General features: G+C 50.3%; 24 protein-coding genes, 1 tRNA gene and 2 pseudogenes. 15 read left to right on the forward strand and 12 right to left on the reverse strand.

Features of this window, described 5'->3' with window-relative positions:
* Positions 1-60 precede the first annotated feature (60 nt).
* Genes ybcJ through A9587_RS25410 form a run of 3 tightly spaced genes read right to left on the reverse strand, consistent with a single transcriptional unit; the run spans position 61 to position 1,316 of the window.
* The gene (gene ybcJ / locus A9587_RS05445; RefSeq protein ID WP_000190288.1) at positions 61-273 is read right to left on the reverse strand and encodes a ribosome-associated protein YbcJ; all 213 of its coding nucleotides are present in this window, start codon (positions 271-273) and stop codon (positions 61-63) included.
* 1 nt (position 274) lies between these two features.
* Positions 275-1,141: a bifunctional methylenetetrahydrofolate dehydrogenase/methenyltetrahydrofolate cyclohydrolase FolD gene (gene folD, locus A9587_RS05450; protein WP_105263431.1), complete on the reverse strand. Its 867-nt coding sequence runs from the start codon at positions 1,139-1,141 to the stop codon at positions 275-277.
* A 52-nt stretch (positions 1,142-1,193) separates the two neighbouring features.
* Positions 1,194-1,316 carry a hypothetical protein gene (locus tag A9587_RS25410; protein ID WP_256734171.1) on the reverse strand — a complete coding sequence of 41 codons (123 nt, stop codon included), beginning with the start codon at positions 1,314-1,316 and terminating at the stop codon, positions 1,194-1,196.
* A 95-nt stretch (positions 1,317-1,411) separates the two neighbouring features.
* Here A9587_RS25410 and A9587_RS05460 point away from each other — a divergent pair.
* Positions 1,412-1,488, forward strand: a tRNA-Arg gene (locus tag A9587_RS05460).
* Between the two features lie 15 nt (positions 1,489-1,503).
* On the opposite strand, the pseudogene A9587_RS05465 reads toward A9587_RS05460, so the two are convergent.
* Positions 1,504-1,674: pseudogene (locus A9587_RS05465) on the reverse strand (integrase); the annotation flags it as partial.
* A gap of 93 nt (positions 1,675-1,767) precedes the next feature.
* Between A9587_RS05465 and emrE the strand changes: the two are divergent.
* On the forward strand, positions 1,768-2,100 hold the full coding sequence (gene emrE, locus A9587_RS05470) for a multidrug efflux SMR transporter EmrE (RefSeq protein ID WP_001070455.1): 333 nt from the start codon (positions 1,768-1,770) through the stop codon (positions 2,098-2,100).
* Positions 2,101-2,453: 353 nt separating this feature from the next.
* On the opposite strand, the gene A9587_RS05475 is transcribed toward emrE, so the two are convergent.
* The 6 genes from A9587_RS05475 to cusR all read right to left on the reverse strand — a co-directional run bounded on the left by A9587_RS05475 (position 2,454) and on the right by cusR (position 12,142).
* A complete protein-coding gene (locus tag A9587_RS05475) occupies positions 2,454-3,131 on the reverse strand; it encodes a hypothetical protein (protein WP_105263429.1) in 678 nt (225 codons plus the stop codon).
* Positions 3,132-3,789: 658 nt separating this feature from the next.
* On the reverse strand, positions 3,790-4,680 hold the full coding sequence (locus A9587_RS05480) for a DUF4434 family protein (protein ID WP_105263428.1): 891 nt from the start codon (positions 4,678-4,680) through the stop codon (positions 3,790-3,792).
* Positions 4,681-7,653 carry a bacteriophage adsorption protein NfrA gene (gene nfrA / locus A9587_RS05485; protein WP_105263427.1) on the reverse strand — a complete coding sequence of 991 codons (2,973 nt, stop codon included), beginning with the start codon at positions 7,651-7,653 and terminating at the stop codon, positions 4,681-4,683.
* On the reverse strand, positions 7,640-9,877 hold the full coding sequence (gene nfrB, locus A9587_RS05490; protein WP_105263426.1) for a cyclic di-3',5'-guanylate-activated glycosyltransferase NfrB: 2,238 nt from the start codon (positions 9,875-9,877) through the stop codon (positions 7,640-7,642). The genes nfrA and nfrB overlap by 14 nt, the downstream gene beginning before the upstream one ends.
* Before the next feature lie 149 nt (positions 9,878-10,026).
* Positions 10,027-11,469: a Cu(+)/Ag(+) sensor histidine kinase CusS gene (cusS, locus tag A9587_RS05495; protein WP_038355223.1), complete on the reverse strand. Its 1,443-nt coding sequence runs from the start codon at positions 11,467-11,469 to the stop codon at positions 10,027-10,029.
* Positions 11,459-12,142 (reverse strand): copper response regulator transcription factor CusR, encoded by a 684-nt coding sequence (cusR, locus tag A9587_RS05500; protein ID WP_000770938.1) that lies wholly within the window; start codon positions 12,140-12,142, stop codon positions 11,459-11,461. The genes cusS and cusR overlap by 11 nt, the downstream gene beginning before the upstream one ends.
* Positions 12,143-12,298: 156 nt before the next feature.
* Here cusR and cusC point away from each other — a divergent pair, with 156 nt between their 5' ends.
* From cusC to pheP, 5 genes are all read left to right on the forward strand, one after another.
* Positions 12,299-13,681, forward strand: coding sequence for a Cu(+)/Ag(+) efflux RND transporter outer membrane channel CusC (cusC, locus tag A9587_RS05505; RefSeq protein WP_001515936.1), 1,383 nt, complete (start codon positions 12,299-12,301; stop codon positions 13,679-13,681).
* A gap of 24 nt (positions 13,682-13,705) precedes the next feature.
* Positions 13,706-14,038, forward strand: coding sequence for a Cu(+)/Ag(+) efflux RND transporter periplasmic metallochaperone CusF (cusF, locus tag A9587_RS05510; RefSeq protein ID WP_000753225.1), 333 nt, complete (start codon positions 13,706-13,708; stop codon positions 14,036-14,038).
* A 15-nt stretch (positions 14,039-14,053) separates the two neighbouring features.
* On the forward strand, positions 14,054-15,277 hold the full coding sequence (gene cusB / locus A9587_RS05515; RefSeq protein WP_016248445.1) for a Cu(+)/Ag(+) efflux RND transporter periplasmic adaptor subunit CusB: 1,224 nt from the start codon (positions 14,054-14,056) through the stop codon (positions 15,275-15,277).
* A gap of 11 nt (positions 15,278-15,288) precedes the next feature.
* Positions 15,289-18,426: a Cu(+)/Ag(+) efflux RND transporter permease subunit CusA gene (cusA, locus tag A9587_RS05520; RefSeq protein WP_000574009.1), complete on the forward strand. Its 3,138-nt coding sequence runs from the start codon at positions 15,289-15,291 to the stop codon at positions 18,424-18,426.
* 245 nt (positions 18,427-18,671) lie between these two features.
* Positions 18,672-20,054 carry a phenylalanine transporter gene (gene pheP / locus A9587_RS05525; protein ID WP_000786335.1) on the forward strand — a complete coding sequence of 461 codons (1,383 nt, stop codon included), beginning with the start codon at positions 18,672-18,674 and terminating at the stop codon, positions 20,052-20,054.
* 96 nt (positions 20,055-20,150) lie between these two features.
* Here the strand turns inward: pheP and A9587_RS24975 are convergent.
* Positions 20,151-20,252 (reverse strand): annotated as a pseudogene (locus tag A9587_RS24975) (hypothetical protein); the annotation flags it as partial.
* A 338-nt stretch (positions 20,253-20,590) separates the two neighbouring features.
* Positions 20,591-21,199, reverse strand: coding sequence for a helix-turn-helix domain-containing protein (locus tag A9587_RS05535; RefSeq protein ID WP_236942425.1), 609 nt, complete (start codon positions 21,197-21,199; stop codon positions 20,591-20,593).
* Between the two features lie 169 nt (positions 21,200-21,368).
* Between A9587_RS05535 and A9587_RS05540 the strand changes: the two genes are divergently transcribed.
* The 8 genes from A9587_RS05540 to A9587_RS05575 all read left to right on the forward strand — a co-directional run.
* A complete protein-coding gene (locus tag A9587_RS05540; RefSeq protein ID WP_001274794.1) occupies positions 21,369-21,596 on the forward strand; it encodes a helix-turn-helix domain-containing protein in 228 nt (75 codons plus the stop codon).
* Entirely contained in the window at positions 21,590-23,587 is a 1,998-nt protein-coding gene (locus A9587_RS05545) for a transposase domain-containing protein (protein WP_089552728.1), read from the forward strand. The genes A9587_RS05540 and A9587_RS05545 overlap by 7 nt, the downstream gene beginning before the upstream one ends.
* 38 nt (positions 23,588-23,625) lie before the next feature.
* The gene (locus A9587_RS05550; protein WP_053272314.1) at positions 23,626-24,564 is read left to right on the forward strand and encodes an AAA family ATPase; all 939 of its coding nucleotides are present in this window, start codon (positions 23,626-23,628) and stop codon (positions 24,562-24,564) included.
* Between the two features lie 13 nt (positions 24,565-24,577).
* A complete protein-coding gene (locus A9587_RS05555) occupies positions 24,578-24,805 on the forward strand; it encodes a hypothetical protein (RefSeq protein ID WP_000987801.1) in 228 nt (75 codons plus the stop codon).
* 32 nt (positions 24,806-24,837) lie between these two features.
* Positions 24,838-25,101, forward strand: a complete 264-nt coding sequence (locus tag A9587_RS05560) for a hypothetical protein (protein WP_105281903.1) — start codon at positions 24,838-24,840, stop codon at positions 25,099-25,101.
* 14 nt (positions 25,102-25,115) lie between these two features.
* On the forward strand, positions 25,116-25,535 hold the full coding sequence (locus A9587_RS05565) for a hypothetical protein (protein ID WP_105281904.1): 420 nt from the start codon (positions 25,116-25,118) through the stop codon (positions 25,533-25,535).
* Between the two features lie 12 nt (positions 25,536-25,547).
* Positions 25,548-25,835 carry a hypothetical protein gene (locus A9587_RS05570; protein ID WP_105266491.1) on the forward strand — a complete coding sequence of 96 codons (288 nt, stop codon included), beginning with the start codon at positions 25,548-25,550 and terminating at the stop codon, positions 25,833-25,835.
* A gap of 20 nt (positions 25,836-25,855) precedes the next feature.
* Positions 25,856-26,138, forward strand: a 283-nt coding sequence (locus tag A9587_RS05575; RefSeq protein ID WP_172955456.1) for a host-nuclease inhibitor Gam family protein, incomplete at its 3' end; no start/stop codon positions are given.

Consider the following 26,138-nt stretch of genomic DNA (forward strand, 5'->3'; position numbering starts at 1 on the left):
ACGAAGAGGGCAAAGGTCTGAAAAGAGAATCGGCCTGCATACAGGCAGGCCGGAATGGGGTCAGGCAACAACCTGTACGCTGTGACCTGCAAAACTCACTGTCTGACCGGCGACGATTTTGCAACGTTTGCGCGTTTCAACTGCGCCGTCGACTTTCACCTGGCCTTCAGCAATCGCGATTTTCGCCTGCGCGCCGCTTTCGCTCCAGCCTTCCAGTTTCAGCAAGTCGCACAGCTCAACGTGCGGATGTTTACCTAAAGAAAATGTCGCCATGTTACTCACCCTGTGGATCATGATATTCAACGCACGCCTGTAGCGTGTTTTCAATCAGCGTGGCAACCGTCATTGGGCCAACGCCGCCGGGAACAGGCGTAATGTATGAGGCGCGCTTAGCCGCTTCTTCAAACACGACGTCGCCCACAACTTTGCCATTTTCCAGACGGTTGATACCGACATCAATCACAATTGCGCCTTCTTTGATCCAGTCACCGGGAATAAAGCTTGGCTTGCCGACGGCGACGATCAACAAATCGGCGTTTTCCACATGATGACGCAGATTTTTGGTGAAGCGGTGAGTCACGGTGGTGGTGCAACCTGCCAGTAGCAGTTCCATGCTCATCGGGCGACCGACGATATTCGATGCACCAATCACCACAGCATTAAGGCCAAAGGTATCAATGTTGTAACGCTCAAGCAGCGTGACGATACCGCGCGGGGTGCAAGGACGCAGGCGCGGCGCACGCTGGCACAGACGACCAACGTTATAAGGATGGAAACCGTCTACGTCTTTGTCCGGGTGAATACGTTCCAGTACTTTGACGTAGTCAATTCCCGCCGGAAGCGGCAACTGCACCAGAATACCATCGATGGTATTGTCGGCATTCAGCGCATCGATAAGCTCAAGCAGTTCTGCTTCGCTGGTGGTTTCAGGAAGGTCATAGGAGCGGGAGACGAACCCGACTTCTTCGCAAGCTTTGCGTTTGCTTGCGACATAAATTTGCGATGCAGGGTTGCTGCCGACCAGCACAACGGCCAGTCCTGGCGCCCGCAGTCCGGCCGCAACGCGTGCCTGAACTTTTTGAGCAACTTCAGAGCGCACCTGCTGCGCAATCGTTTTACCGTCAATAATCTTTGCTGCCATCAGAGAGAGGATTCCATCTGTTACGTAGGTCGAAGGGGATGCGTCTATTTTGTCAGAAGCGTAGCGCGCTGTCAGTTTTCGTTTTCTGAAAAGTAAAACCTTCTGTACCAGGCAGATTAACGCCGATAATGATAACCGCCGTTGGTTTGCCGTCGTAGTGAGATAAATCAGACACGACCGTACACTTGTTCAGCAACCAGTTCAAAAGCCATTGACTCAGCAAGGGTTGACCGTATAATTCACGCGATTACAGCACATCGTGGTATCAATGCGCCCTTAGCTCAGTTGGATAGAGCAACGACCTTCTAAGTCGTGGGCCGCAGGTTCGAATCCTGCAGGGCGCGCCATTACAATTCAATCAGTTACGGCTTCTTTATATCCTCCATAATTCCAGAGTGGGACATATTTTGGACATTATCACCAAAAATGTCGTCTATTTTCCTCGCGTGCTCTGTCAAATGATTAGACGTAAGGTGAGCATATCTACGCACCATTTCTATGGATCCCCATCCGCCCATTCCCTGAAGCACTGATGAAGAGCATCAATGAATGCACCAGGGGGAACCAGTGAGTTAAGTTCGAACTGTAGTACAATTCTCTCCGGTATTAACAGGAATGAATATGCTATGAACCCTTATATTTATCTTGGTGGTGCAATACTTGCAGAGGTTATTGGTACAACCTTAATGAAGTTTTCAGAGGGTTTTACACGGTTATGGCCCTCTGTTGGTACAATTATTTGTTACTGTACATCATTCTGGTTATTAGCTCAGACGCTGGCTTATATTCCTACAGGGATTGCTTATGCTATCTGGTCAGGAGTCGGTATCGTCCTGATTAGTTTACTGTCCTGGGGATTTTTCGGCCAACGGCTGGATCTTCCAGCCATTATAGGCATGATGTTGATTTGTGCCGGAGTGTTGGTAATTAACTTATTGTCACGAAGCGCACCACATTAAAAAGAGTTTCGTTCGAGTTTAATGAAATACGTCAGCTCGTATGTTTATACGGGCTGCTTTTTTATACTGCGGGTAAATGTTTTTTGGCAAGTGGAGCAGGGGATTACCATATTTGTGTTTTGAATAGCAATAACAAAGTTGTAGGCAAGAAATACTGTCGGCATTTTGTGATTAAATGGTTTATAGCAATATAACAAGAAACTCTTAAGTCTGTTTGTTTTTTAAACTTCATCCACATCGTGGATAAATATGAGAGCCACCCGCTGAACGGGTGGTTTTACGTAAGTTAAATTTTATAATTTCAGTGAATGTTTACGCTACAATAATACAAATGATAGTGGGCAAAAACACAATCAGGCGATGGATTCACCGTAGGATGCAACTGCCTGAGCGGTGAAACCCACGCTCAATTCCTGTCTGACCCCATCATTTTTAAGCCAATAATAAATATTATCTTCTTTATTAAAAGCGTAAATTCTACAAATGCCCGCACATTCACTATTTGTGTTCCATCCACTATTAGCTACATCGCCCCATTCCTGGTAAAGTCCTGCGTTAACTTCTCGCTTAATAATATGCCCTGAATCATGATCATTATAATCGTAACTATCGATATCCTGCGCTTCGGGAAATTCCCCGTTCATTTTTTTAACCCACGGTAAAATATCTTTAACTGAATCATAAGCTTCAATGCTGTATTTGAAAAAACGCTTCACGGTAAAAATATAAATACCGGCAGATTTGTTCGTTGATTTATCAGTAGCGAAAATGGCAAAAATATTCCCGATGCACTTTTCGTCAACGTCAGGAAAAGTTACTGTGCCATCCTGACTGATCGCCAGAACATTATTGTCTGCATCAGTGCTACAGCTCCATTTTACCTTGCCATTATTAACCGGGTCATTATCAATGACCATCTTAAAGGTGGCACCTGGAAACAAGCAGTTAGGGAAATGGTAACCATTCGTCATATCATTTTTAATATCATAGATATGGTTGTCAACTAAAACGCCTGTAATTTTACTCATCATTGACTCTCTTTGTTTATTAAATAAAAGGTTTTATTCCTGTGTAAAGGAATATGCTGATATTAATGCGCTTGATGAATAATTGTTCTTATTTAAAAGTTATATAGCGGTATAAATATGATTATATAATCCCTCTGAGTAGTGGTTACGCCGCTTATTTGTGTTATGTACGGGAATATCTGGAAAGTGCCAAATCGTCGCAAGCGTAATCCTGAGCCGAAGCATTGCAAGATCTGATGGCAACTATCATGTGGTGACAAATGGTAAAGCGGGTAATGATGTTTATTGTGAATATAATGGTGTAACCGCTGATAAGAATATTTGACTGGAGGGCAGATAATTAAAAGATAACGTATGAAAGAATGAGCTTTGAAGTTTCATGACAAACAGCAGTTTAAAACCTTCCGGTTATCTATTGACCGGTAGGAGAATGAAGACCTCCAGAACAAACAGTTAGTCGATGAAATTAGTTTCACCTATATTATTCCTTTAACGCCTCCTCTTTCGCAAATTACACTATCACTTTTTGATCGCGGTTTGGTTAAATAATTGAAAAACGTCAGACACATAAAATGCGTTGAAAACTGAGAATTAATACAGACAGGATTCTGATCAGGCAAGTGAAAAGGAAGGGAGCAAGCAAAGTTGCTCCCTTAAACAATTAATACTCGAGGATGCCACGCGCGACGGGCAAATAGCGCAGAGAGAAATAGAGTGCGTCTTTGCCACAGGCGGAATGTTTTGCTAGTAGCGAGGCGATCTCCGCATTCGGTTTTGGTTTAGCTGCAAACGTTTTACCTTTGCCCGCGACAAACAACTCATAAACAATGCCGCTGGCGGGTGAGGCAGTTTGGCAATCTGCGCTGGCTTGCAGATAACGGTCACGCTGTTCGGCGGTGAGTTTATCAACGCCGCCGCCATCCTGTACCCAGACATTAACGCCTGTCGCTCTAACTTGTTCCAGCAGTTGCCGATAGCCATCGGGCGACATATTGCCAGCGAAAAAGCTACTGATATAAACCGGTTTTGCTGAAACATTGCTAATCAGTCGCTGCGTATTGTTTAACCATTTTAGTAAAGGTTGTCGGGCGGCTTCACTGCGCCAGTTCAGATCGTCAATTTCCGCACTGATGTACCAGCCATCCGGCGTTACGCCAGGCGCGGCACGCCATAATCTGGCTTGCTGGAGATCGGCGGCCAGCAGGCGATTAAGGTAGCTTTCCAGCGCTGCAGATGACTGCTTCTGATGCAGAAAAAACTCCGGATCGGCGTTCAGACCAACAATCAGCTTCAGACCAGCCTGTTGCGCTGCTGCGGCACGCTTAAACAATAACGCGCGCTGTTCTGGCTGGGTGAATGCATCGCCATAACGAGTCCATTGCAGAATCAGGGTGTCGAAGCCCTGGAGACGCAACTGACTCATCAGTCCCTGCCACTGGGCGTCGGTGACCTGACTGTCACGGTTTTGCGGTTGCCAGATAATACCTTTCATTGCAAAGGAAAAAGGGCTGACCAGGAGCAGTGTCAGCAATACGAAAATGAACTTACGCATTTACCAGTGCACTCCAATGGTGAGAAACGCGTTGTTGCGCTCCCCGCTACGTTGATTAATCACCTTAAAGGTATGCTGATATTCGACGCCGAGACTGACTTTGTGCGGCCAGGCATCGTAATGCGTCTCGCCGGTCCAGATATTCCAGCGCACGCCGACGCCACCAAGCTGTGCGCCCTGAGTGCCTTTATCACGATAGCCGTTATCCTGTATGTGAGCGTAAGGTTCGATTGTCTGCCCGTTCGCGACTTTCTGATGCCAGCTCACACGGTAATCAGCCGTCCACGCCTGAATATCCTGGCGGACATATTGCGCCGCATCGAAATACAGGTTTTGGGCAAACCAGCCTGAACCGTTCGGGTGCCACTCATCGCTGTATTTACCGCCGTTAAAGAACGAGGCGCTGGCACGCAGCATGGTGTCGGAGGTGCCATTTTGCCCATTCAGCGGGAACTGCTGTTCAACGGCAAGGAAAAAGATCTGATCGCGCAGCGGCTTCCAGCGCAGGCCGGTGCCGGACATCGGATTTTTCACCGGCATCACCACACCGTTTTCTCCGGTATCGGCAAACACACGGCTGTAAACCGAAAGCAGGTCGCCTTCCAGCAGTATATTGCGCCCGATGCGGTATTCGGCTTCCAGTTGTCCGTAGCTACGATAGCTTTTACCTGGCGCAGCGCCACCGACGTTATTGCTAGCTGAACTCATCGCGCCGGAACGCAAGCCGATGGAGGAATCGAAACTGAACGTCCAGCGGCGACCGACGTCCTCATGCAGACGACGGAAATTGAAGCGTTGCTGATTTTGTTCCGGTGTCAGCGGTGTAATCAGCGCCTGGTTATCAATGTCATCAATCACCAGCCGGGCGTAGTGTTGCGTCGCAGGCATATCATCCAGACGCTGATTCACGTAAGCCAGTTGTCTGATGAGTGCCGGATCGTCCGGTAGCCCTTTATGCGCCTGTTCCAGCATCTCCCGCGACTGCGCGATATCGCCGCTATCCCACAAGGCGTAACCGAGCGCCGCCTGGGTATTGCTGTTATTCGGTTCCAGTTCCAGAGCGGCGCGCAAATCGCTCACTGCCGCTGAGACATTATGACGTTGCCGATAAATCGTCGCCCGCGCAACGTAAGCGTTAGCTGAAGGCGCAATGTTAATTGAGCGAGTGAGATCGTTCAGTGCAAGTTCTGGCTGAGCAGGAATATAACGTTGTGCATGTAGCCACCAATACTGAGCATTGTTGCCCAGCCCGCGTTGTTCTGCCTGCTGAAGCCAGCGATCGCGAGCCGTGCCATTTCCAGCCGCCTGGGCGGTATTGGCGGCAGCGAGCAGATCTTCATTGCTCATGTCGTGAAGACTGATTTTCTGCCAGGCCGCCAGTGCGGTGGCGTAGTCTTCAACCTGATACGCCTGATAGGCCACCGCGCGATGTTGCCACGCGTTCGGTTGCCGTTTTTCTGCCTGAAGCCATGCATACAACGCCACACCAGGTAGCGTCTCCCGATAACACTTCGCCAGACGGTTCCAGGCGGCTGCATCGTAAGTCGGTGACATATCGCCCAGTAAACGGACGATTGCCGGGCAATTGTCAGCAATACCCGGCAACTGGCTTTGCCACTGGCGTTGCGCCGCCAGCGGCAACGGTTTCGATAAAATCGCCACTTTCGCTGGCGTTGCCAGGTAAGGATGACTTTCCAACAGAGACGCCAGCCGCGTCATTAACGTATGGCTGGCGCTTGCATCGCCCTGGAAAGGGTAGCGTTGCAGTAACAAATCAGCAGCTTCACGTGACTGTCCGTTCTGCATCAGTTGCCAGGTCAGTTGATCCAGGCGCGTAAGATTTGCTGGTTCTCGCTGATACAGCAACCGCGCCAGACGTAGTGCTTCAACTCTGTTGTGGGTTGCCACACTGACGGCATAACGCTCTTCAAGCATTTCATTGGCGGGGAGGGTGGCGAGCAGTTTTTGCGCCGCGTCGTACTGACCCTCTTTTAACAGCTCCGGAAGCGTTGCGCCAATAACGTACTGGCGGTTATCGGCAAACTGTACCGTGTAATTCGCCAACGCTTGCACCGGAGTGTCACTGTATTTTGATAACAGATAGAGCCAGCTTTTCTCTTGTAAGTCAGTAGTGAACAGAGGTTTGTTTTCAGCGAGATAACGCTGGAGGCGTGCTTTTTCGCCACGATAAGCCAGTGCGGTCGCGTAAGTAATATACGACTGTGGATCGGTGAAGATCCCCACTGATTGCAGCGCCAGGATCCGATCATCCAGATGCCCGGCAAGAAGCACGTCAAACCACTGACGGCGCTCTGCTGCGCTTAATGTATTCTGCTGGCGTGCTTCATTGTATAGCGTATCCGCCTGGGACCATTGTTTCAGGTAGATTGCGCGTTGCAGCAGATCGGTTCGTAACGTTTTTCCTTCCGGCGATGCGGCAAACGTCGCATCGTTCAGTTGCGCTTTGGCAACAGATAACTGTGCCAGCCGCAGCGCATTCTGCCCAACTTCACTGCGGCAACGCAGAGTCGGCGCAGCATCGCACGCTTTTTGCTGGGCCAGCAGCTCCTCGACGGTATTCACTGTTTTGACTTCCACAGGAATTGCCGCAAGGCTACGTTGAAGTCGGGCATCGCCGGGAGTTCGTTTAAGCTGATCCTCAAGCAACAGCCGCGCGCGGTCATCATGACCAAAATGGCGATAGGCTTCTGCCAGATATAAAGTCAGCGGAATATTATCCGGCACCTGCTGATGAATATATTCAAATTCACGGATGGCGGTTGCTTCGTCGTTATTTTTCTGTGCTTTCAGCGCCTTATCGAGGCGGGGATAAATAACAAAATGGCGATAGTCGCTAAGCCCCAGCTCTTTGGCGCTGGTGCCAATATTGTCTGCGAGTGCGCCAGTACTCAATAAAGACGTCAGCAGTAAACCAGACCATCCGATGATGCGATTAAGGTTATTTTCCTTCATTTTCGGACTCCAGTTGCGCAACCTGTTCTGTGGTTAAACCTGCTTTGAGTAATAGAGATTGCATCGAAACTTGTAATTCGCGTTGAATTGTCAGTACGCGATCCAGCGTTTCCTGGCTGATGACACCTTCAGTAACCAAAAATTTGCCGAGCGGCAGAGAGCTGCGTTCATGACGCAGTAGCAGCACATTAATCGCTGAACGATTAATATGGCCGAGTGTGGTCAGTATTTCGGCAAACAGGAACTGATGCGGCACATATTGCTGCCAAATATCGCTGGCCTGTTGTTCCGTGAGCCACTGATGCTGAACCGCATTGTACAACATTGCCCGCGGATCGTGACCGCGGCGGCGTGCATACCAGTGGCGTAATCCGGTGACAATTTGCCCGCGCAGAACAATGACGTAGCGCACTTTACGTCCAACCTTGCGCGTCAGTGCCGCCAGTGACACCGGATCAATGCCGTCTTCACTACCGACAATTAACTCATCATTTTCCAGACGCAGTGGCAGCACCGCATAATGCAGCGCTACGGAAGCCGGCATTTCGGCAATCAACGAGGAAGGGATCTGCCAGGCATCGATGGATTCCCATGCCACGCCGTTTTGCTCAGCCAGCGCCTGCGCCAGTTGTTCGGCGCTGATCAACTCCTGCATCAGCATCGAACCGCCGAGACGCAGACCTTCGACACGATTACGCAGTGCTGTATCGAGTTGTTCTTCGGTGATGACCTGATTTTCCAACAAAATTTGACCTAACGGGCGCAACGAACGGGTATCGCCAGTCACGCTGGGGAAATCGTGCGTCGTTTTATCCCACGCTACGCGACGCGGATCGCCATGTTGAAGCACCTGTTTCAACGCGCGCCAGTTAGCCATAAAGTTAATCAGGTTGCCCCAGAATAGCCGCAGGACGGATAGCAGGCCCTGCGTCAGGCCGTAGTAACCGGTGACAAAAATCACCCGCTGCACAATACGGTTAACCATCAAGCCAAAGTTTAGCCATAGCAGGGTCATTAACCATGCGCTGCCGCTGAAAATAGAAAGAAAATGCCAGGCATCAGGGCATAAACTTTCATACGCCAGTAACAGCAAAAGCTGGATCATCACTAGCATCGCGAGGAAACTAACAAAGTTGCTGATTGCCCCTTTGCGGTCACGCCAGAGAAAGTAGTTGAGTGTCAGGCTGGAAGTCCATTTATGGGTTTTAAATCCCTGGAAAACAATGCCGATGATCCAGCGAGACTTTTGCCGTACTGCGGTGGAAAAGGTATCGGGGAAATATTCGCGCACGCAGATCATGTTTGACGTCCGCGCGTGCTGTAAAAATTTACGCTGCTCGCGTTCTTTAGCTTCGTCCACCACCGGAAAACGGACAAAAATCTCCGTCATTCCTTTCTCTTTCAGGCGGAAACCAATGTCGTAATCTTCGGTGAGACTTTGCACGTCAAAAGCAATGCCGTCACCGTCAGCCAACAGCGCGGTCACGGCGCGGCGGCTGAAACAGGTGCCAACACCTGCGCTGGGCACCTGTCCGGCGAGGGCTTCACGCACCGGAACATCTTTGCCATGCAGTTCGGAAAACTCATCGATATAGGTCATGCTGGTGAAGTGCGTCCATTCGCGTTCGAACGGATACACCGGGATCTGAATCAGATCCTTACGCTCGACAAGGTAGTTGAACAGACGCAGTTCCATTGGCGAAATCACATCTTCGGCGTCATGCAGAATAAAACCCGCAAAGGCGAAATTGGCGCTTCGCTCAAACTGGGTGATGGCGTCCAGCACATTGTTCAGACAATCTGCTTTGCTGGTGGGGCCAGGACGTGCGCAGACCACCTTATGCACGTTCGGGAAGCGAGCACACACTTCGTCAACATCACGCTGAGTATCGGGGTCGTTCGGGTAAGTGCCGACAAAGATATGATAGTTTTCATAGTCGAGCGTGGTTGCCGCCAGCTCGGCCATATTGCCGATGACGCCAGTTTCATTCCACGCCGGAACCATAATCGCTAACGGTTTTTCATCTGGTTTGTACAGTTCGCGGTAACTCATTCGTGGGTAGCGCCGATAAACACTCAACTTGCGCTTAATGCGACGAACCCAGTAGACGACATCAATGAAAAAATCGTCCAGTCCGCTGATGAACATTATGACCGCTAACGTTATCGCGATTACTTTTAAGCCATAAAGCCAGGTAGCAAAAACATCAAGAAGCCAGTCCACGCCAAAACCTTACATTAACGCTGCTTATGTTTAGGGTGGCGTATATTAAGGTTTTTTATGAATTGTGACAGCTTTTTACCATTAATAGGTATGACTATTGCGGCACGTTATTTTTACACTGGTGATAAAAGTTGCTGTTTGCTGAATGATTAAGCGGGTAATGAGATCACAAACCTTGTCCCACGCGCATCTGACGTTACCGCAACCGTGCCTTTATGCGCGACAACAATCGATTTCACAATCGCCAGGCCAATGCCGCTACCTTCACCTTTTCGTTGGCGGGAGGGGTCAACGCGGTAGAAGCGGTCGAACAATCGCGGTAAGTGTTCGGGCGGAATGGGCGTACCGGGGTTTTCGACGGTAACCTGTACCTGGCGATCGGTAGCCTGGCAACGCACTACAATTGCCTCTCCGGGCGGCGTATAACGCAGGGCGTTAGAAAGCAGGTTGCTTAACGCCCGACGCAACATCAACGGATCGCCCGCGACCTGACACTTGTCGCCAACAAATCGCAGTTCCACGCCGCGATCTTCCGCTAACGCCTCGAAAAAATCGAAAACTTTGCTGACTTCATCTGCCAGGTTGAGCATTTTCTTTTCCGGGATTAGCTGGTTGTTATCGGCCTGGGCGAGAAACAGCATATCGCTGACCATTTTCGCCATTCGCGTCAACTCTTCCAGATTAGAGTAGAGCACATCTTCCAGTTCCTTCTGGCTGCGCGACTGACTCAGGGCAATTTCCGTTTGCGTCACCAGATTCGTAATTGGCGTGCGAATTTCGTGGGCGATATCTGCCGAGAAGTTGGACTGGCGGGTAAAGACATCTTCAATACGTTCAATCATATGATTAAACGACAGCACCAGTTGCTCCAGCTCAATCGGCACGGTCTGCGGGTCCAGGCGAACGTCGAGATCTTTCGAAGTGATATTCTGGATCTGGCGGCTGACGCTGCGGATCGGCGCGTGACCTTTATGTACCGCCAGCAGCACGATAAAGACGATCAGGATGCTGATGATCGATGCAGTCATTACAAGTTTATTCATCAAATCATTTATGTAATGAAGATGAAAATCGATCGACAGCGCAATGTAGAGCGTATAAGCCGGTTTGCCGTCCACCAGCGGGCCAACCGACAAGTTAATCATCCGCCAGTTGCTGTGTTCCCTATGCCCGTGACCGTGGCCCGGCATCATAATCGTCGGGCCGGAGAGGAGATACACCTCACCACCACGTGCGTCTTTATCGGGTATGGCATCGCGTGCAAACTCGCGGATATCCGGCGCGCCTGGGGAGTGATATACCGTTTTACCGTGGCTATCTGCCAGGGAAATCAAGACGTTGGAATAACCACTGACGATATCTTCCAGCGTCATTAAGCGTCGGGCTTGTGTCTCGTCAGGGTGATTAAGTACCCGTTCAAGGGTGGTGCTAATCTCTTTTAAATCATTAATATCCTGCTCAGCAAAATGGACTTTTACCGAGTGGATCATGATCCATGCAAAGGCGAAAAATGCCGCGATGGTGGCAAGGCTGATAAAAAAGGTCAGGCGGGTTGCCAGCGAAAACGGGCGCTGAAATGGCTTATTGGCCATCCGGCACCTCAAGCATGTAACCCACGCCACGCACGGTTTGAATCAGCTTTGGCTCAAAATCATTGTCGATTTTGCCGCGCAGTCGCTTCACCGCCACATCAATGGCGTTGGTGTCGCTGTCAAAATTCATGTCCCATACCTGTGAAGCGATAAGCGAGCGGGGCAGTACTTCGCCCTGATGACGGAGGAAAAACTCCAGCAGGGTAAATTCTTTACTGGTCAAAGTGATACGCGTGCCGCTGCGGGTGACTTTGCGGCTGACAAGATCGACCATCAGGTCGGCAACCTGAAACTGGCTTTCGATAATCACCGCCGCTCCGCGCCGCAGTAAGGTGCGCACCCGCGCCAGCAGTTCAGCAAAAGCGAATGGCTTCACCAGATAATCATCCGCTCCCAGCTCCAGCCCCTTGACGCGATGTTCAATCGTACCCAGCGCGCTGAGCAGCAGAATCGGCATCCCTTTGTTGGCAGAACGCAACATGCGCACGATATCCCAGCCGTTCACGTCTGGCAGCATAATATCGAGGATTATCAGGTCGTAATCTCCAGTCATCGCCAGATGGTAGCCGTTAAGTCCGTTATCGGCCAAATCGACCACAAAACCGGCTTCGGTTAACCCTTTGGTCAGATATTCGCCGGTTTTCTTTTCATCTTCGACAATCAACAGTTTCATGTTTCCTCCGCATACTGCCCGGCCAATTCTAGAGGAGCGCGATCAGATGGCAATCGCTTATTGGCAAAATGACAATTTTGTCATTTTCCTGTCACCGGAAAATCAGAGCCTGGCGGGTAAAGTTGGCGGCATAAAATCACCAGAAATTATGCGCCTATGTCTCATTGTAAACTCCTGACACTTTGTGTGGCCCTCGCGCTAAGTGGTTGCTCACTGGCACCGGATTATCAGCGCCCGGCAATGCCCGTGCCGCAGCAGTTTTCGTTAAGTCAGAATAGCCTGATCAACCCGGTCGATAATTACCAGAGTGCGGGCTGGCGCACCTTTTTTGTTGATAATCAGGTGAAGACGCTGATTAGCGAGGCGCTGGCGAATAACCGGGATTTGCGTATGGCGGCGCTAAAAGTGCAGGAGGCGCGGGCGCAATATCGACTGACCGATGCCGATCGCTACCCGCAACTCAACGGCGAGGGTAGCGGCAACTGGAGCGGTAATCTTAAAGGCAATACCGCCACGACACGGGAGTTCTCGACTGGCCTTAACGCCAGTTTTGACCTCGATTTTTTCGGTCGCTTAAAGAACATGAGCGAAGCCGAGCGACAAAATTATTTAGCTACTGAGGAAGCCCGGCGCGCGGTGCATATTCTGCTGGTTTCGAATGTCGCGCAAAGCTATTACAACCAGCAACTGGCTTATGCGCAATTGCAAATAGCCGAAGAAACGCTGCGTAATTATCAACAGTCATATGCGTTTGTCGAAAAACAACTGTTAACCGGTAGCAGCAATGTTCTGGCGCTGGAACAGGCTCGTGGGGTGATTGAAAGTACCCGTAGCGATATTGCTAAACGTCAGGGGGAACTGGCGCAGGCGAATAATGCGTTGCAACTGTTATTGGGACGCTACGGCAAGCTGCCGCAAGCGCAGGCAGCAAACAGCGACAGCTTGCAAAGCGTTAAATTACCGGCGGGTTTGTCATCGCAAATCTTATTGCAACGCCCGGATATTATGGAAGCCGAACATGCATTAATGGCAGCCAATGCCAATATTGGCGCTGCACGCGCGGCATTTTTTCCGTCTATAAGCCTGACCAGCGGAATATCAACCGCCAGCAGCGATCTGTCGTCATTATTTAACGCCAGCAGCGGGATGTGGAATTTTATCCCCAAAATTGAGATCCCCATTTTTAATGCCGGACGTAACCAGGCCAATCTGGATATCGCTGAAATTCGCCAGCAGCAGTCGGTGGTGAATTATGAACAGAAAATCCAGAACGCCTTTAAAGAAGTGGCCGATGCGCTGGCGTTACGCCAAAGCCTGAATGATCAAATCAGCGCTCAGCAGCGTTATCTGGCGTCGTTGCAAATTACCCTGCAACGGGCGCGGACGTTATATCAGCACGGCGCGGTAAGTTATCTGGAAGTGCTGGATGCCGAACGTTCTTTATTTGCTACCCGACAAACCTTACTCGACCTGAATTATGCCCGTCAGGTTAACGAAGTTTCCTTATATACCGCTCTGGGTGGCGGTTGGCAGCAATAATTTTTTAACTCCAGGAGATATAAAATGAAAAAGACACTGCAAGTCGCAATGTTCAGTCTGTTTACCGTTATTGGCTTTAATGCGCAGGCTAACGAACATCATCATGAAACGATGAGCGAAGCACAACCGCAGGTAATTAGCGCCACCGGTGTGGTAAAAGGTGTTGATCTGGAAAGCAAAAAAATCACCATCCATCACGATCCGATTGCTGCCGTGAACTGGCCGGAGATGACCATGCGTTTTACCATCACCCCGCAGACGAAAATGAGCGAAATTAAAACCGGTGACAAAGTGGCGTTTAATTTTGTCCAGCAGGGCAACCTTTCTTTATTACAGGATATTAAAATCAGCCAGTAACCCAGGTTTAATGAAATGAAAAAAATCGCGCTTATTATCGGCAGCATGATCGCGGGCGGTATTATTTCCGCGGCAGGTTTTACCTGGTTTTCCCAGGCGGAACAGCCAGCAGAAAAAACACCAACCGCAGAACGTAAAATTTTATTCTGGTATGACCCGATGTATCCCAATACGCGGTTCGATAAACCGGGTAAATCGCCGTTTATGGATATGGATCTGGTGCCGAAATATGCCGATGAAGAGAATTCTGCGTCTGGTGTGCGTATTGACCCGACCCAGACGCAGAATCTGGGGGTGAAAACGGCCACCGTCACGCGCGGGTCGTTGACGTTTGCCCAGAGTTTCCCGGCAAACGTCAGTTACAACGAGTATCAGTTTGCTATTGTGCAGGCCCGCGCCGCCGGGTTTATCGACAAGGTTTATCCGCTTACCGTGGGTGATAAAGTGAAAAAGGGCGCGCCGCTTCTCGAGCTGACTATTCCCGACTGGGTGGAAGCGCAGAGTGAGTATTTACTGCTACGTGAAACCGGCGGTACGGCGACCCAGATCGAAGGCATTCTTGAGCGGCTGCGACTGGCGGGAATGCCGGAGGCCGATATTCGCCGCTTGATCGCCACGCAAAAAATCCAGACTCGCTTTACGCTCAAAGCGCCCATTGATGGCGTGATCACCGCGTTTGATCTGCGCGCGGGAATGAATATCGCCAAAGATAACGTGGTAGCGAAAATTCAGGGTATGAACCCGGTGTGGGTCACTGCCGCGATCCCGGAGTCCATCGCCTGGCTGGTGAAAGATGCCTCGCAGTTTACGCTCACCGTTCCGGCGCGACCCGATAAAACGCTCACCATTCGCAAATGGACGCTGCTACCCGGCGTGGATGCCGCGACCCGCACGCTGCAACTGCGTCTGGAAGTCGACAACGCCGAAGAGGCGCTAAAACCGGGAATGAACGCCTGGTTGCAACTCAATACCGCCAGCGAACCGATGCTGCTGATTCCGTCACAGGCGCTGATCGACACCGGCAGCGAACAGCGGGTGATTACCGTTGATGCCGACGGGCGTTTTGTTCCGAAACGCGTTTCCGTTTTCCAGGCATCACAAGGTATCACCGCGCTACGCTCTGGTCTGGCGGAAGGTGAAAAGGTGGTTTCCAGCGGGCTGTTTCTGATTGATTCCGAAGCCAATATTTCTGGTGCGCTGGAGCGGATGCGCTCTGAAAGTGCTACCCATGCGCATTGAGGGAATAACCAATGATTGAATGGATTATTCGTCGCTCGGTGGCGAACCGTTTTCTGGTGCTGATGGGCGCATTGTTTCTGAGTATCTGGGGCACCTGGACCATTATTAACACGCCAGTGGATGCACTGCCGGATCTCTCCGATGTGCAGGTGATTATTAAAACCAGTTACCCCGGTCAGGCACCACAAATCGTTGAAAATCAGGTCACTTATCCGCTAACCACTACCATGCTGTCGGTGCCGGGCGCGAAGACAGTGCGCGGTTTCTCGCAGTTTGGCGACTCTTATGTGTATGTCATTTTCGAAGATGGCACCGATCCGTACTGGGCGCGCTCGCGGGTGCTGGAGTACCTCAACCAGGTGCAGGGTAAGCTGCCTGCGGGTGTCAGTGCCGAGTTGGGGCCAGATGCCACGGGCGTTGGCTGGATTTATGAATACGCGCTGGTGGATCGCAGCGGGAAGCACGATCTGGCTGATTTACGCTCATTGCAGGACTGGTTTCTTAAATATGAGCTAAAAACCATCCCCAATGTTGCGGAAGTGGCATCGGTGGGCGGTGTGGTAAAAGAGTATCAGGTAGTTATCGATCCTCAGCGCCTGGCGCAATATGGCATCAGTCTCGCAGAAGTGAAAAGTGCGCTGGATGCCTCAAACCAGGAAGCAGGCGGTTCGTCGATTGAACTGGCGGAAGCAGAGTATATGGTACGTGCCAGTGGCTATCTGCAAACGCTCGACGACTTTAATCACATCGTTTTAAAAGCCAGTGAAAATGGTGTTCCCGTTTATCTGCGTGATGTAGCGAAGGTTCAGGTTGGGCCGGAAATGCGCCGGGGTATTGCGGAGCTGAACGGCGAAGGCGAAGTGGCGGGTGGGGTCGTTATCCTGCGCTCCGGCAAAAACGCCCGTGAAGTTATTGCCGCCGTGAAGGACAAACTGGAAGCGCTGAAAAGCAGCCTGCCGGAAGGCGTGGAGATAGTTACAACATACGATCGCAGCCAGCTTATTGACCGCGCTATCGACAATCTCAGCGGCAAGCTGCTGGAAGAGTTTATTGTGGTGGCGGTAGTCTGTGCGCTGTTCCTCTGGCATGTGCGCTCGGCGCTGGTGGCGATTATTTCGTTGCCGCTGGGGTTGTGTATTGCTTTTATTGTCATGCACTTTCAGGGGCTGAACGCCAATATTATGTCGCTGGGCGGTATTGCGATTGCCGTCGGGGCGATGGTCGATGCCGCTATCGTCATGATCGAGAATGCCCATAAACGGCTGGAAGAGTGGCAGCATCAGCATCCTGACGCCCCGCTGGATAATAAAACACGCTGGCAGGTGATCACCGATGCTTCTGTTGAAGTAGGGCCAGCGCTGTTTATCAGCTTGCTGATTATTACGTTGTCGTTTATCCCGATCTTCACCCTTGAAGGACAGGAAGGGCGTTTGTTTGGTCCACTGGCGTTCACTAAAACCTATGCGATGGCGGGGGCTGCGCTGCTGGCAATCGTGGTGATCCCGATCCTGATGGGTTACTGGATCCGTGGCAAAATTCCGCCAGAAAGTAGTAATCCGCTCAACCGCTTTTTGATTCGGATTTACCATCCGCTGTTGCTGAAAGTATTGCACTGGCCAAAAACCACACTGCTGGTGGCGGCGCTTTCGGTGCTGACGGTAATCTGGCCGCTCAATAAAGTTGGCGGCGAATTTTTACCGCAGATCAATGAAGGGGACTTGCTGTATATGCCTTCGACGCTACCGGGGATTTCCGCGGCGGAAGCGGCGAGTATGCTGCAAAAAACTGACAAGCTGATCATGAGCGTGCCGGAAGTGGCGCGGGTATTTGGCAAGACCGGGAAAGCGGAAACGGCAACTGATTCTGCTCCGCTGGAGATGGTAGAAACGACCATTCAACTTAAGCCGCAGGATCAGTGGCGGCCAGGTATGACGATGGACAAAATCATCGAAGAGCTGGATAACACAGTGCGGCTGCCGGGGCTGGCAAATCTGTGGGTGCCGCCAATCCGTAACCGTATCGATATGCTCTCGACCGGTATTAAAAGTCCCATCGGGATTAAGGTTTCCGGCAACGTGCTGGCGGATATCGACGCGATGGCGGAACAAATCGAAGAAGTGGCGCGAACGGTGCCAGGCGTGGCTTCTGCGCTTGCCGAACGCCTGGAAGGTGGGCGCTATATCAACGTTGAGATTAACCGCGAAAAAGCCGCGCGTTACGGTATGACGGTGGCGGATGTGCAGTTGTTTGTGACATCCGCAGTGGGCGGAGCGATGGTTGGCGAAACGGTGGAAGGGATTGCTCGTTACCCGATTAATCTGCGTTATCCACAAAGCTGGCGCGACAGCCCGCAGGCGCTGCGACAGCTACCGATTCTGACGCCGATGAAACAGCAAATCACCCTTGCTGACGTTGCTGACGTCAAAGTCTCTGGCGGACCGTCAATGCTGAAAACCGAGAATGCGCGACCGACGAGCTGGATTTATATCGACGCTCGCGACCGTGACATGGTGTCGGTGGTTCACGATCTGCAAAAAGCGATTGCCGAGAAAGTGCAGTTGAAACCGGGCACTAGTGTGGCGTTCTCCGGGCAGTTCGAGTTACTGGAGCGCGCGAACCATAAGCTGAAACTCATGGTGCCGATGACGTTGATGATCATTTTCGTGCTGTTATATCTGGCGTTCCGTCGCGTAGGCGAAGCGTTGTTGATTATCAGCAGTGTACCGTTTGCGCTGGTGGGTGGTATCTGGTTCCTGTGGTGGATGGGCTTTCATCTTTCCGTGGCAACGGGCACCGGTTTTATCGCTCTCGCCGGAGTCGCTGCCGAGTTTGGTGTGGTGATGTTGATGTATTTACGTCACGCCATAGAGGCAGAGCCGTCGCTGGATAATCCGCAAACCTTTAGTGAACAGAAGCTGGATGAGGCGTTGTATCACGGCGCGGTACTGCGCGTGCGCCCGAAAGCGATGACGGTGGCGGTGATTATCGCTGGTCTGCTGCCGATTCTGTGGGGAACAGGGGCGGGTTCCGAAGTGATGAGTCGCATCGCTGCGCCGATGATTGGCGGTATGATCACCGCACCGTTGCTGTCGCTGTTTATTATCCCGGCGGCGTATAAGTTGATGTGGCTGCACCGTCATCGGGTTTAGGCAAAATTGCCTGATGCGCTATGCCTTATCAGGCCTACAGCGTGAATTATAATTTATTGAATTTGCACGTTTCTGTAGGCCAAATAAGGCGTTAACACCTTATTTGGCAATAACAGAGTACTTTTTGTCGGCAATTTGCATAAGATAAAGGATACCCGGTTTAACTGTGTGGATTGTGTCTTGCGACGACCAGCACTAAATGTTAAAAGATGCCCCTCATTAAAAAAGACACACAGGGGAAAGGCGTGAAAAACGCGTCAACCGTATCGGAAGATACCGCGTCGAATCAAGAGCCGACGCTTCATCGGGGATTACATAACCGTCATATTCAACTGATTGCGCTGGGCGGTGCAATTGGTACTGGTCTGTTTCTTGGCATTGGCCCGGCGATTCAGATGGCGGGGCCGGCCGTGTTGCTGGGCTACGGCGTCGCCGGGATCATCGCTTTCCTGATTATGCGCCAGCTTGGCGAGATGGTGGTTGAGGAGCCGGTTTCCGGTTCGTTTGCCCACTTTGCTTATAAATACTGGGGACCGTTTGCAGGCTTCCTTTCCGGCTGGAACTATTGGGTAATGTTCGTGCTGGTGGGAATGGCAGAGCTGACCGCTGCGGGCATCTATATGCAGTACTGGTTCCCGGATGTTCCTACGTGGGTCTGGGCCGCCGCCTTCTTTATTATCATCAACGCCGTTAACCTGGTGAACGTGCGCTTGTATGGCGAAACCGAGTTCTGGTTTGCGCTGATTAAAGTGCTGGCGATTATCGGCATGATCGGTTTTGGTCTGTGGCTGCTGTTTTCTGGTCACGGCGGCGAGAAAGCCAGTATCGATAACCTCTGGCGCTTTGGTGGTTTCTTTGCCACTGGCTGGAACGGGCTGATTTTGTCGCTGGCGGTGATCATGTTCTCCTTCGGCGGCCTGGAGCTGATTGGGATCACTGCCGCTGAAGCGCGCGATCCGGAAAAAAGCATCCCGAAGGCGGTAAATCAGGTGGTTTATCGTATCTTGCTGTTTTATATCGGTTCGCTGGTGGTATTACTGGCGCTCTACCCGTGGGTGGAAGTGAAATCTAACAGTAGCCCGTTTGTGATGATTTTCCATAACCTCGACAGCAACGTGGTGGCTTCTGCGCTGAACTTCGTCATTCTGGTGGCATCGCTGTCAGTGTATAACAGCGGGGTTTACTCTAACAGCCGGATGCTGTTTGGCCTTTCCGTCCAGGGTAACGCACCGAAGTTCCTTACCCGTGTTAGCCGTCGCGGCGTGCCGATCAACTCGCTGATGCTTTCCGGGGCGATCACCTCACTGGTGGTGTTGATCAACTATCTGTTGCCGCAAAAAGCGTTTGGTTTGCTGATGGCACTGGTGGTGGCAACCTTGCTGTTGAACTGGATTATGATCTGCCTGGCGCATCTGCGTTTTCGTGCAGCGATGCGACGTCAGGGGCGTGAAACACAGTTTAAGGCGCTGCTCTATCCGTTTGGCAACTATCTTTGCATTGCCTTCCTCGGCATGATTTTGCTGTTGATGTGCACGATGGATGATATGCGCTTGTCGGCAATTTTGCTGCCGGTGTGGATTGTGTTCCTGTTTGTGGCGTTTAAAACACTGCGCCGGAAAGCGAAATAATAGTGTAGGTCGGATAAGGCGTTCACGCCGCATCCGACAAAATGATGTCAACAATTTGAAGCCGCTCTCATCCATTCGATGAGAGCGGTTTTTTAATTACTGCTTAAATGCTTCTGCCAGGGAGCGAATATCATTGCTGGTTGGTGACTGATGAAGTCGCAGACCAAACTCTTCGACGATGGCAAATATGTGGTCGAATGTATTGATTCACTTGAAGTACGAAAAAAACCGGGAGGACATTGGATTATTCGGGATCTGATGGGATTAGATTTGGTGGGGCTTGCAAGCCTGTAGCGCAAATTTTAGTCGTTAATCAATGAAACGCGAAAGATAGTAAAAAATTGCTTTTGTTTCATTGAAAATACGAAAAACAAAAACACTGCAAATCATTTCAATAACAGCTTCAAAAAACGTTCAAAACCGATAACAACCAGGCTGTAACCAAATGACTCATATCACAAATCAGCTCATGCCGTTTAGGTATGTTACATGTGTGATTATGTGAGGTGAAGTATGTTTTAGCTGGTTCATGGTTGTTATACGGCTTTTTTTACATCTTGTGGTTCTTGTGAAGGAGCTACAAGACCTTCCTGTTCATAAATACCATACTTTGACAAAATCTCTTTACGAGTATCTGTTGGTAATGATTCAAGCATTTTGGCTGTTTGTAAGGTTTGCTGCGAAATACCTTGCAAATTAGCCTGGATAGAATCATCGGAAGAAAAAATCTCAGGCATAAGAGCTTCAAATCCTTTCTTTCTGAACAACTCAATCGCAGAATGCAGTTCCTTGTCCTCTAACAATTCGACAATTGCGATCAGTTTAGTTTTCAATGTGCTGCGGTCAGGTTGAGAATTTTTATTCTCTTGAGTATTTTTATGCTCAACCATTGGCATGCTCTGACTTTGGATAAACCACTCTATTGGACGCCCTGTTGCGTAGGCTATTTGTGCTAATCGATCTAAAGACGGGTATGTCTTGCCAGACAGGTAGTTTCTGATAACCCCATCAGAGAGTCCGCACTTAGCTGCAAACGCCCGGCTTGATTCTCCATTCATTGCCTCTTCAAGGCGTTCCTTGAAACGCATTATTTCAGATGGCATAAAAATGCGCTCTGCATTTTTGCTTTCTTTTTCACCTGTCATGCTCAATCCCTCTGTTATATAAAGAATTTTACAGAATGCTTTGATTTGCATTGGTTAAAATAAAAATGCGCACAACTCTTGAAATGCGCATTTTTCTGCGCTATCGTTTTTCCCGATAGCGGTAGCCGGTATCAGTTACCGAAAACGTTAAGAAAGTAAGGATCGCAGAATGTCAGCAAAAAACCAAGACTGGCACGCAGAGCAGATAAAGGCTGCTGTTCGTATGAAGGGGAAGACACTATCTCAATTATCCAGAGAGGCAGGCTTAAAGCCTGACACTATGCGTAACGTATTTCGCTGCCATATACCACGATACGAAGCAATCATTGCTAGATATTTGGATATGGAACCAGCCCAGATTTGGCCTTCTCGGTATATGGAGAAAACATCATGTTAACCCATTGGGTAACAGCGCAAGAATGCGTAGGAATGTCATGCTTTCCTAAACATGAGGTGAGTATTCGCCGCAATCTTGAAAAGCTTGCAGCCAATCATCCAGAACTACGTCGCAAGCGTACGGGTTCAAAGGCTTTGGAATTTCATATATCAGTTCTGCCAGCGGCAGCACGTGCTGAGTTGTTATTAAAATCTGAGCAAATAGAAACAAGCCAGGGGTATTTTGAAATCGCCCGCCCCACGCTGGAAGCCCATGATTATGATCGTGAGGTGCTGTGGAGCAAATGGGATAAAGCCAGCGATTCTCAGCGCAGACTTGCTGAAAAATGGTTGCCTGCGGTTCAGGCTGCAGACGAAATGCTGAACCAGGGGATTTCAACGAAAACGGCTTTTGCGACCGTTGCAGGGCATTACCAGGTCAGCGCATCCACTTTGCGGGACAAGTATTACCAGGTACAGAAGTTTGCGAAGCCTGACTGGGCGGCTGCACTTGTTGATGGACGTGGTGCATCCCGTCGCAATGTTCACAAAAGTGAATTTGACGAGGATGCCTGGCAGTTTCTGATTGCAGATTTTCTGCGACCGGAAAAACCCGCCTTCCGCAAATGTTATGAGCGTCTGGAACTGGCAGCCCGCGAGCATGGCTGGAGTATTCCCTCCCGTGCCACGGCCTTTCGCCGGATTCAGCAACTGGACGAGGCAATGGTTGTTGCCTGCCGTGAAGGTGAACATGCACTGATGCATCTGATACCGGCACAACAACGAACTGTGGAACACCTGGACGCCATGCAGTGGATCAACGGCGACGGTTATCTGCATAACGTCTTTGTACGCTGGTTTAACGGTGATGTGATCCGCCCGAAAACATGGTTCTGGCAGGATGTGAAAACCCGAAAAATTCTGGGCTGGCGCTGCGATGTGAGCGAGAACATTGATTCAATTCGCCTCTCGTTCATGGATGTTGTGACTCGCTACGGTATCCCGGAGGATTTTCACATCACCATTGATAACACCCGTGGTGCTGCGAATAAATGGCTGACGGGAGGCGCGCCCAATCGCTACCGCTTTAAGGTAAAAGAGGACGATCCAAAAGGACTGTTTTTACTGATGGGTGCGAAAATGCACTGGACAAGCGTTGTTGCGGGTAAAGGCTGGGGCCAGGCAAAACCTGTTGAACGTGCTTTCGGTGTTGGTGGGCTTGAGGAATACGTTGATAAGCATCCGGCACTGGCTGGCGCATATACGGGGCCTAATCCGCAGGCAAAACCTGATAACTATGGCGACCGCGCTGTTGATGCAGAGCTGTTTCTGAAAACCCTTGCTGAAGGTGTTGCGATGTTTAATGCCAGAACAGGCCGTGAAACAGAAATGTGCAGGGGTAAACTCTCGTTTGATGATGTTTTCGAGCGTGAATACGCCAGAACGATTGTGCGTAAGCCTACCGAAGAGCAAAAACGGATGCTGTTACTGCCTGCCGAGGCGGTGAACGTTTCACGCAAAGGCGAGTTTACGCTTAAAGTTGGCGGCTCCCTTAAAGGCGCGAAAAACGTTTATTACAACATGGCGTTAATGAATGCCGGTGTGAAAAAAGTTGTGGTCAGATTTGATCCGCAGCAGCTACACAGCACGGTTTATTGCTACACCCTGGACGGTCGATTTATCTGTGAAGCGGAATGTCTGGCACCTGTTGCGTTTAATGATGCTGCGGCAGGCCGTGAATATCGCCGCCGCCAGAAACAACTGAAATCTGCAACTAAAGCAGCCATTAAGGCGCAGAAACAAATGGACGCGCTGGAAGTTGCTGAACTGCTGCCGCAGATAGCCGAACCGGCAGCACCAGAATCAAGAGTTGTTGGTATTTTCCGGCCTTCCGGTAACACGGTGCAGGTGAAATACCAGGAACCCGATGAGGAATATGAAACTGATCGTGATGAATATCTGAATCATTCGCTGGATATTCTGGAACAGAACAGACGTAAAAAAGCCATTTAATTAACGTTTAAACAAAATTTAATTACGAGGTTATTCAGATGAATATTTCCGATATTCGCGCAGGACTGCGCACGCTTGTAGAAAGTGAAAAAACAACTTATGCACAAATTGCCCGCGAGTCCGGCGTGGCCGCAGGAACGTTAAGCGCATTCGTGAATAACAAGTACAACGGCGACAATGACCGTGTCGCGCAGACGCTGGAACGCTGGCTGGAGAACTATCACCGCGCCGCAGAGCTGCCAGAACCCCCGCGTTTTGTGGAAACCAGAACAGCACGCCAAATCTGGACGAGTATGCGTTTTGCCAGTCTGACTGAAAGTATTTCTGTTATCTGCGGTAATCCAGGTGTGGGAAAAACTGAAGCGGCCCGCGAATTTCGGCGCACCAATAACAATGTCTGGATGATCACCATTACCCCATCCTGTGCCAGTGTTCTGGAATGCCTGACTGAACTGGCTTATGAACTGGGAATGAATGACGCACCGCGCCGTAAGGGGCCACTCTCCCGCGCTTTGCGACGCCGCCTTGAAGGTACGCAGGGGCTGGTCATTATCGACGAAGCTGATCATCTTGGCGCTGAGGTTCTGGAAGAACTCCGCCTGTTACAGGAATCCGCCCGTATTGGTCTTGTTCTGATGGGGAATCACCGTGTTTATTCAAACATGACCGGTGGTAACAGAACGGTTGAATTTGCCCGCCTGTTTTCCCGTATTGCAAAGCGGACGGCAATTAATAAAACCAAAATTGATGATGTAAAAGCCATTGCGGATGCCTGGCAAATTACCGGCGAAAACGAGCGGGAATTATTACAGCAGATTGCACAAAAGCCAGGTGCGCTTCGCATCCTGAACCACTCGCTGCGCCTTGCTGCCATGACCGCCCACGGTAAAGGTGAACGTGTTAATGAAGATTATCTGCGTCAGGCTTTCCGTGAATTAGACCTGGACGTTGATATTTCAACCCTGCTGCGCACGTAAGGAGAGCGAAATCATGATGTCACGGAATATCAAAATGGCAACGGAAGTAAAGAGCTGGTTACAAGAGCGCGGCAGCCACGTCAACGAATCCTGGCTGGGCGTAGCCCGCCCGGTGCTTGAAATCACCTGCCCACCACCGGAGCTTGTCAGGAATGCTGTCAGGATTATGGAGCATAAATCAGGGGTTGCCCGTTCAGTATGGACGGCACGCCTTAATGGTTGCCAGATTATCTGGCGTTAATAACGGCTTATTTATTTGTGAGGAATAACAAAATGGCAAAAGTCATTATCGAAATCAAAAATGTGACATCTGAAGTTAAAGGGCAGCATTTACGCACCAATGTTAACGTGGACCACAGCGCAGAACTGGATGGTGATGAGTACACGCTTGCTGGTGCGATAGCGTTACTGGTTCTGGAAAAAAGACGGGATATCGTTCGCGAATCAGCCCATGAGGCCATTGAAATACTGAAAAATGATGGCGTCATTTCGGGTGGCAGTGTCACAGAAGCGACAGTTGAAGGAACACGTCACTGAAAGGAACGCTGACAATGAACGCCAAAATCAGAAACGAAATTCAGGCATTAATTCGAATTAAAATGCGTAATAACAATCCAGGAGAATTACGCGAGTTTATTTTCACCCGCAAAGTTTATGAGCATGGTGAAACTACTTATCTGATTACATTTGACCATTACAGCATTTGTGCGCGTTATTGTGGTGAAAACATCTCTAATGCCATCACGTTTGGCGGTGCGTTTAACGAGGATTTATGGGAATACGTCATGGACCGCGAATACATCAGCGCGTCAGACCCGGACGCACGGGAGCAGTGGCAGAACATCTGGCGCGATTACCGGCAAATGGCGAAAGGCTGGACGCAGGGGACGTATTCTTCCCTTGCCCTGAAAGCGGTTCAGTTATCGCTACGGCATATTCCGGCATCACTGCGCGACCCCATGTTGTACTGAGTGGTGACCGGAATGATGTGTAAGCGTAAACGCTGGTCACGCGAAGACCGGGAATTTATCGAAGCCAGTGTCGGGAAAATGACCGTCGAGGAAATGGCGAAAAAACTGAACGTTGCCACAACCGCCCTACGGGCACACGCCAGAAGGCACGGAATATCGTTGTGTGCATATCGAATCAGTGAGCACGACAAATATTTGTGTCGAGAACTTTATAAAGACGGGCTGGCTATTCATGTGATAGCCCAAAAGATGGAATTAAGCAATCGTGCTGTATCCAGCATTGTATACAGCGAATATTAATTAACAGGAGCTTTATTTATATGGCTAAACCAGCAAAACGAATCAAGAACGCCGCAGCGGCTTATGTTCCGCAATCCCGCGATGCCGTGGTATGTGATATCCGCCGGATTGGTGACCTGCAACGCGAAGCGGCACGACTTGAAACAGAAATGAATGACGCTATCGCTGAGATTACGGAGAAATACGCCTCACAGATTGCGCCCCTTAAAACCAGTATCGAAACCCTTTCAAAAGGCGTTCAGGGATGGTGTGAAGCGAACCGTGACGAACTGACGAACGGCGGCAAGGTGAAGACGGCAAACC

Source organism: Escherichia sp. MOD1-EC6162 (assembly GCF_002965125.1).
Lineage (GTDB): Bacteria > Pseudomonadota > Gammaproteobacteria > Enterobacterales > Enterobacteriaceae > Escherichia > Escherichia marmotae.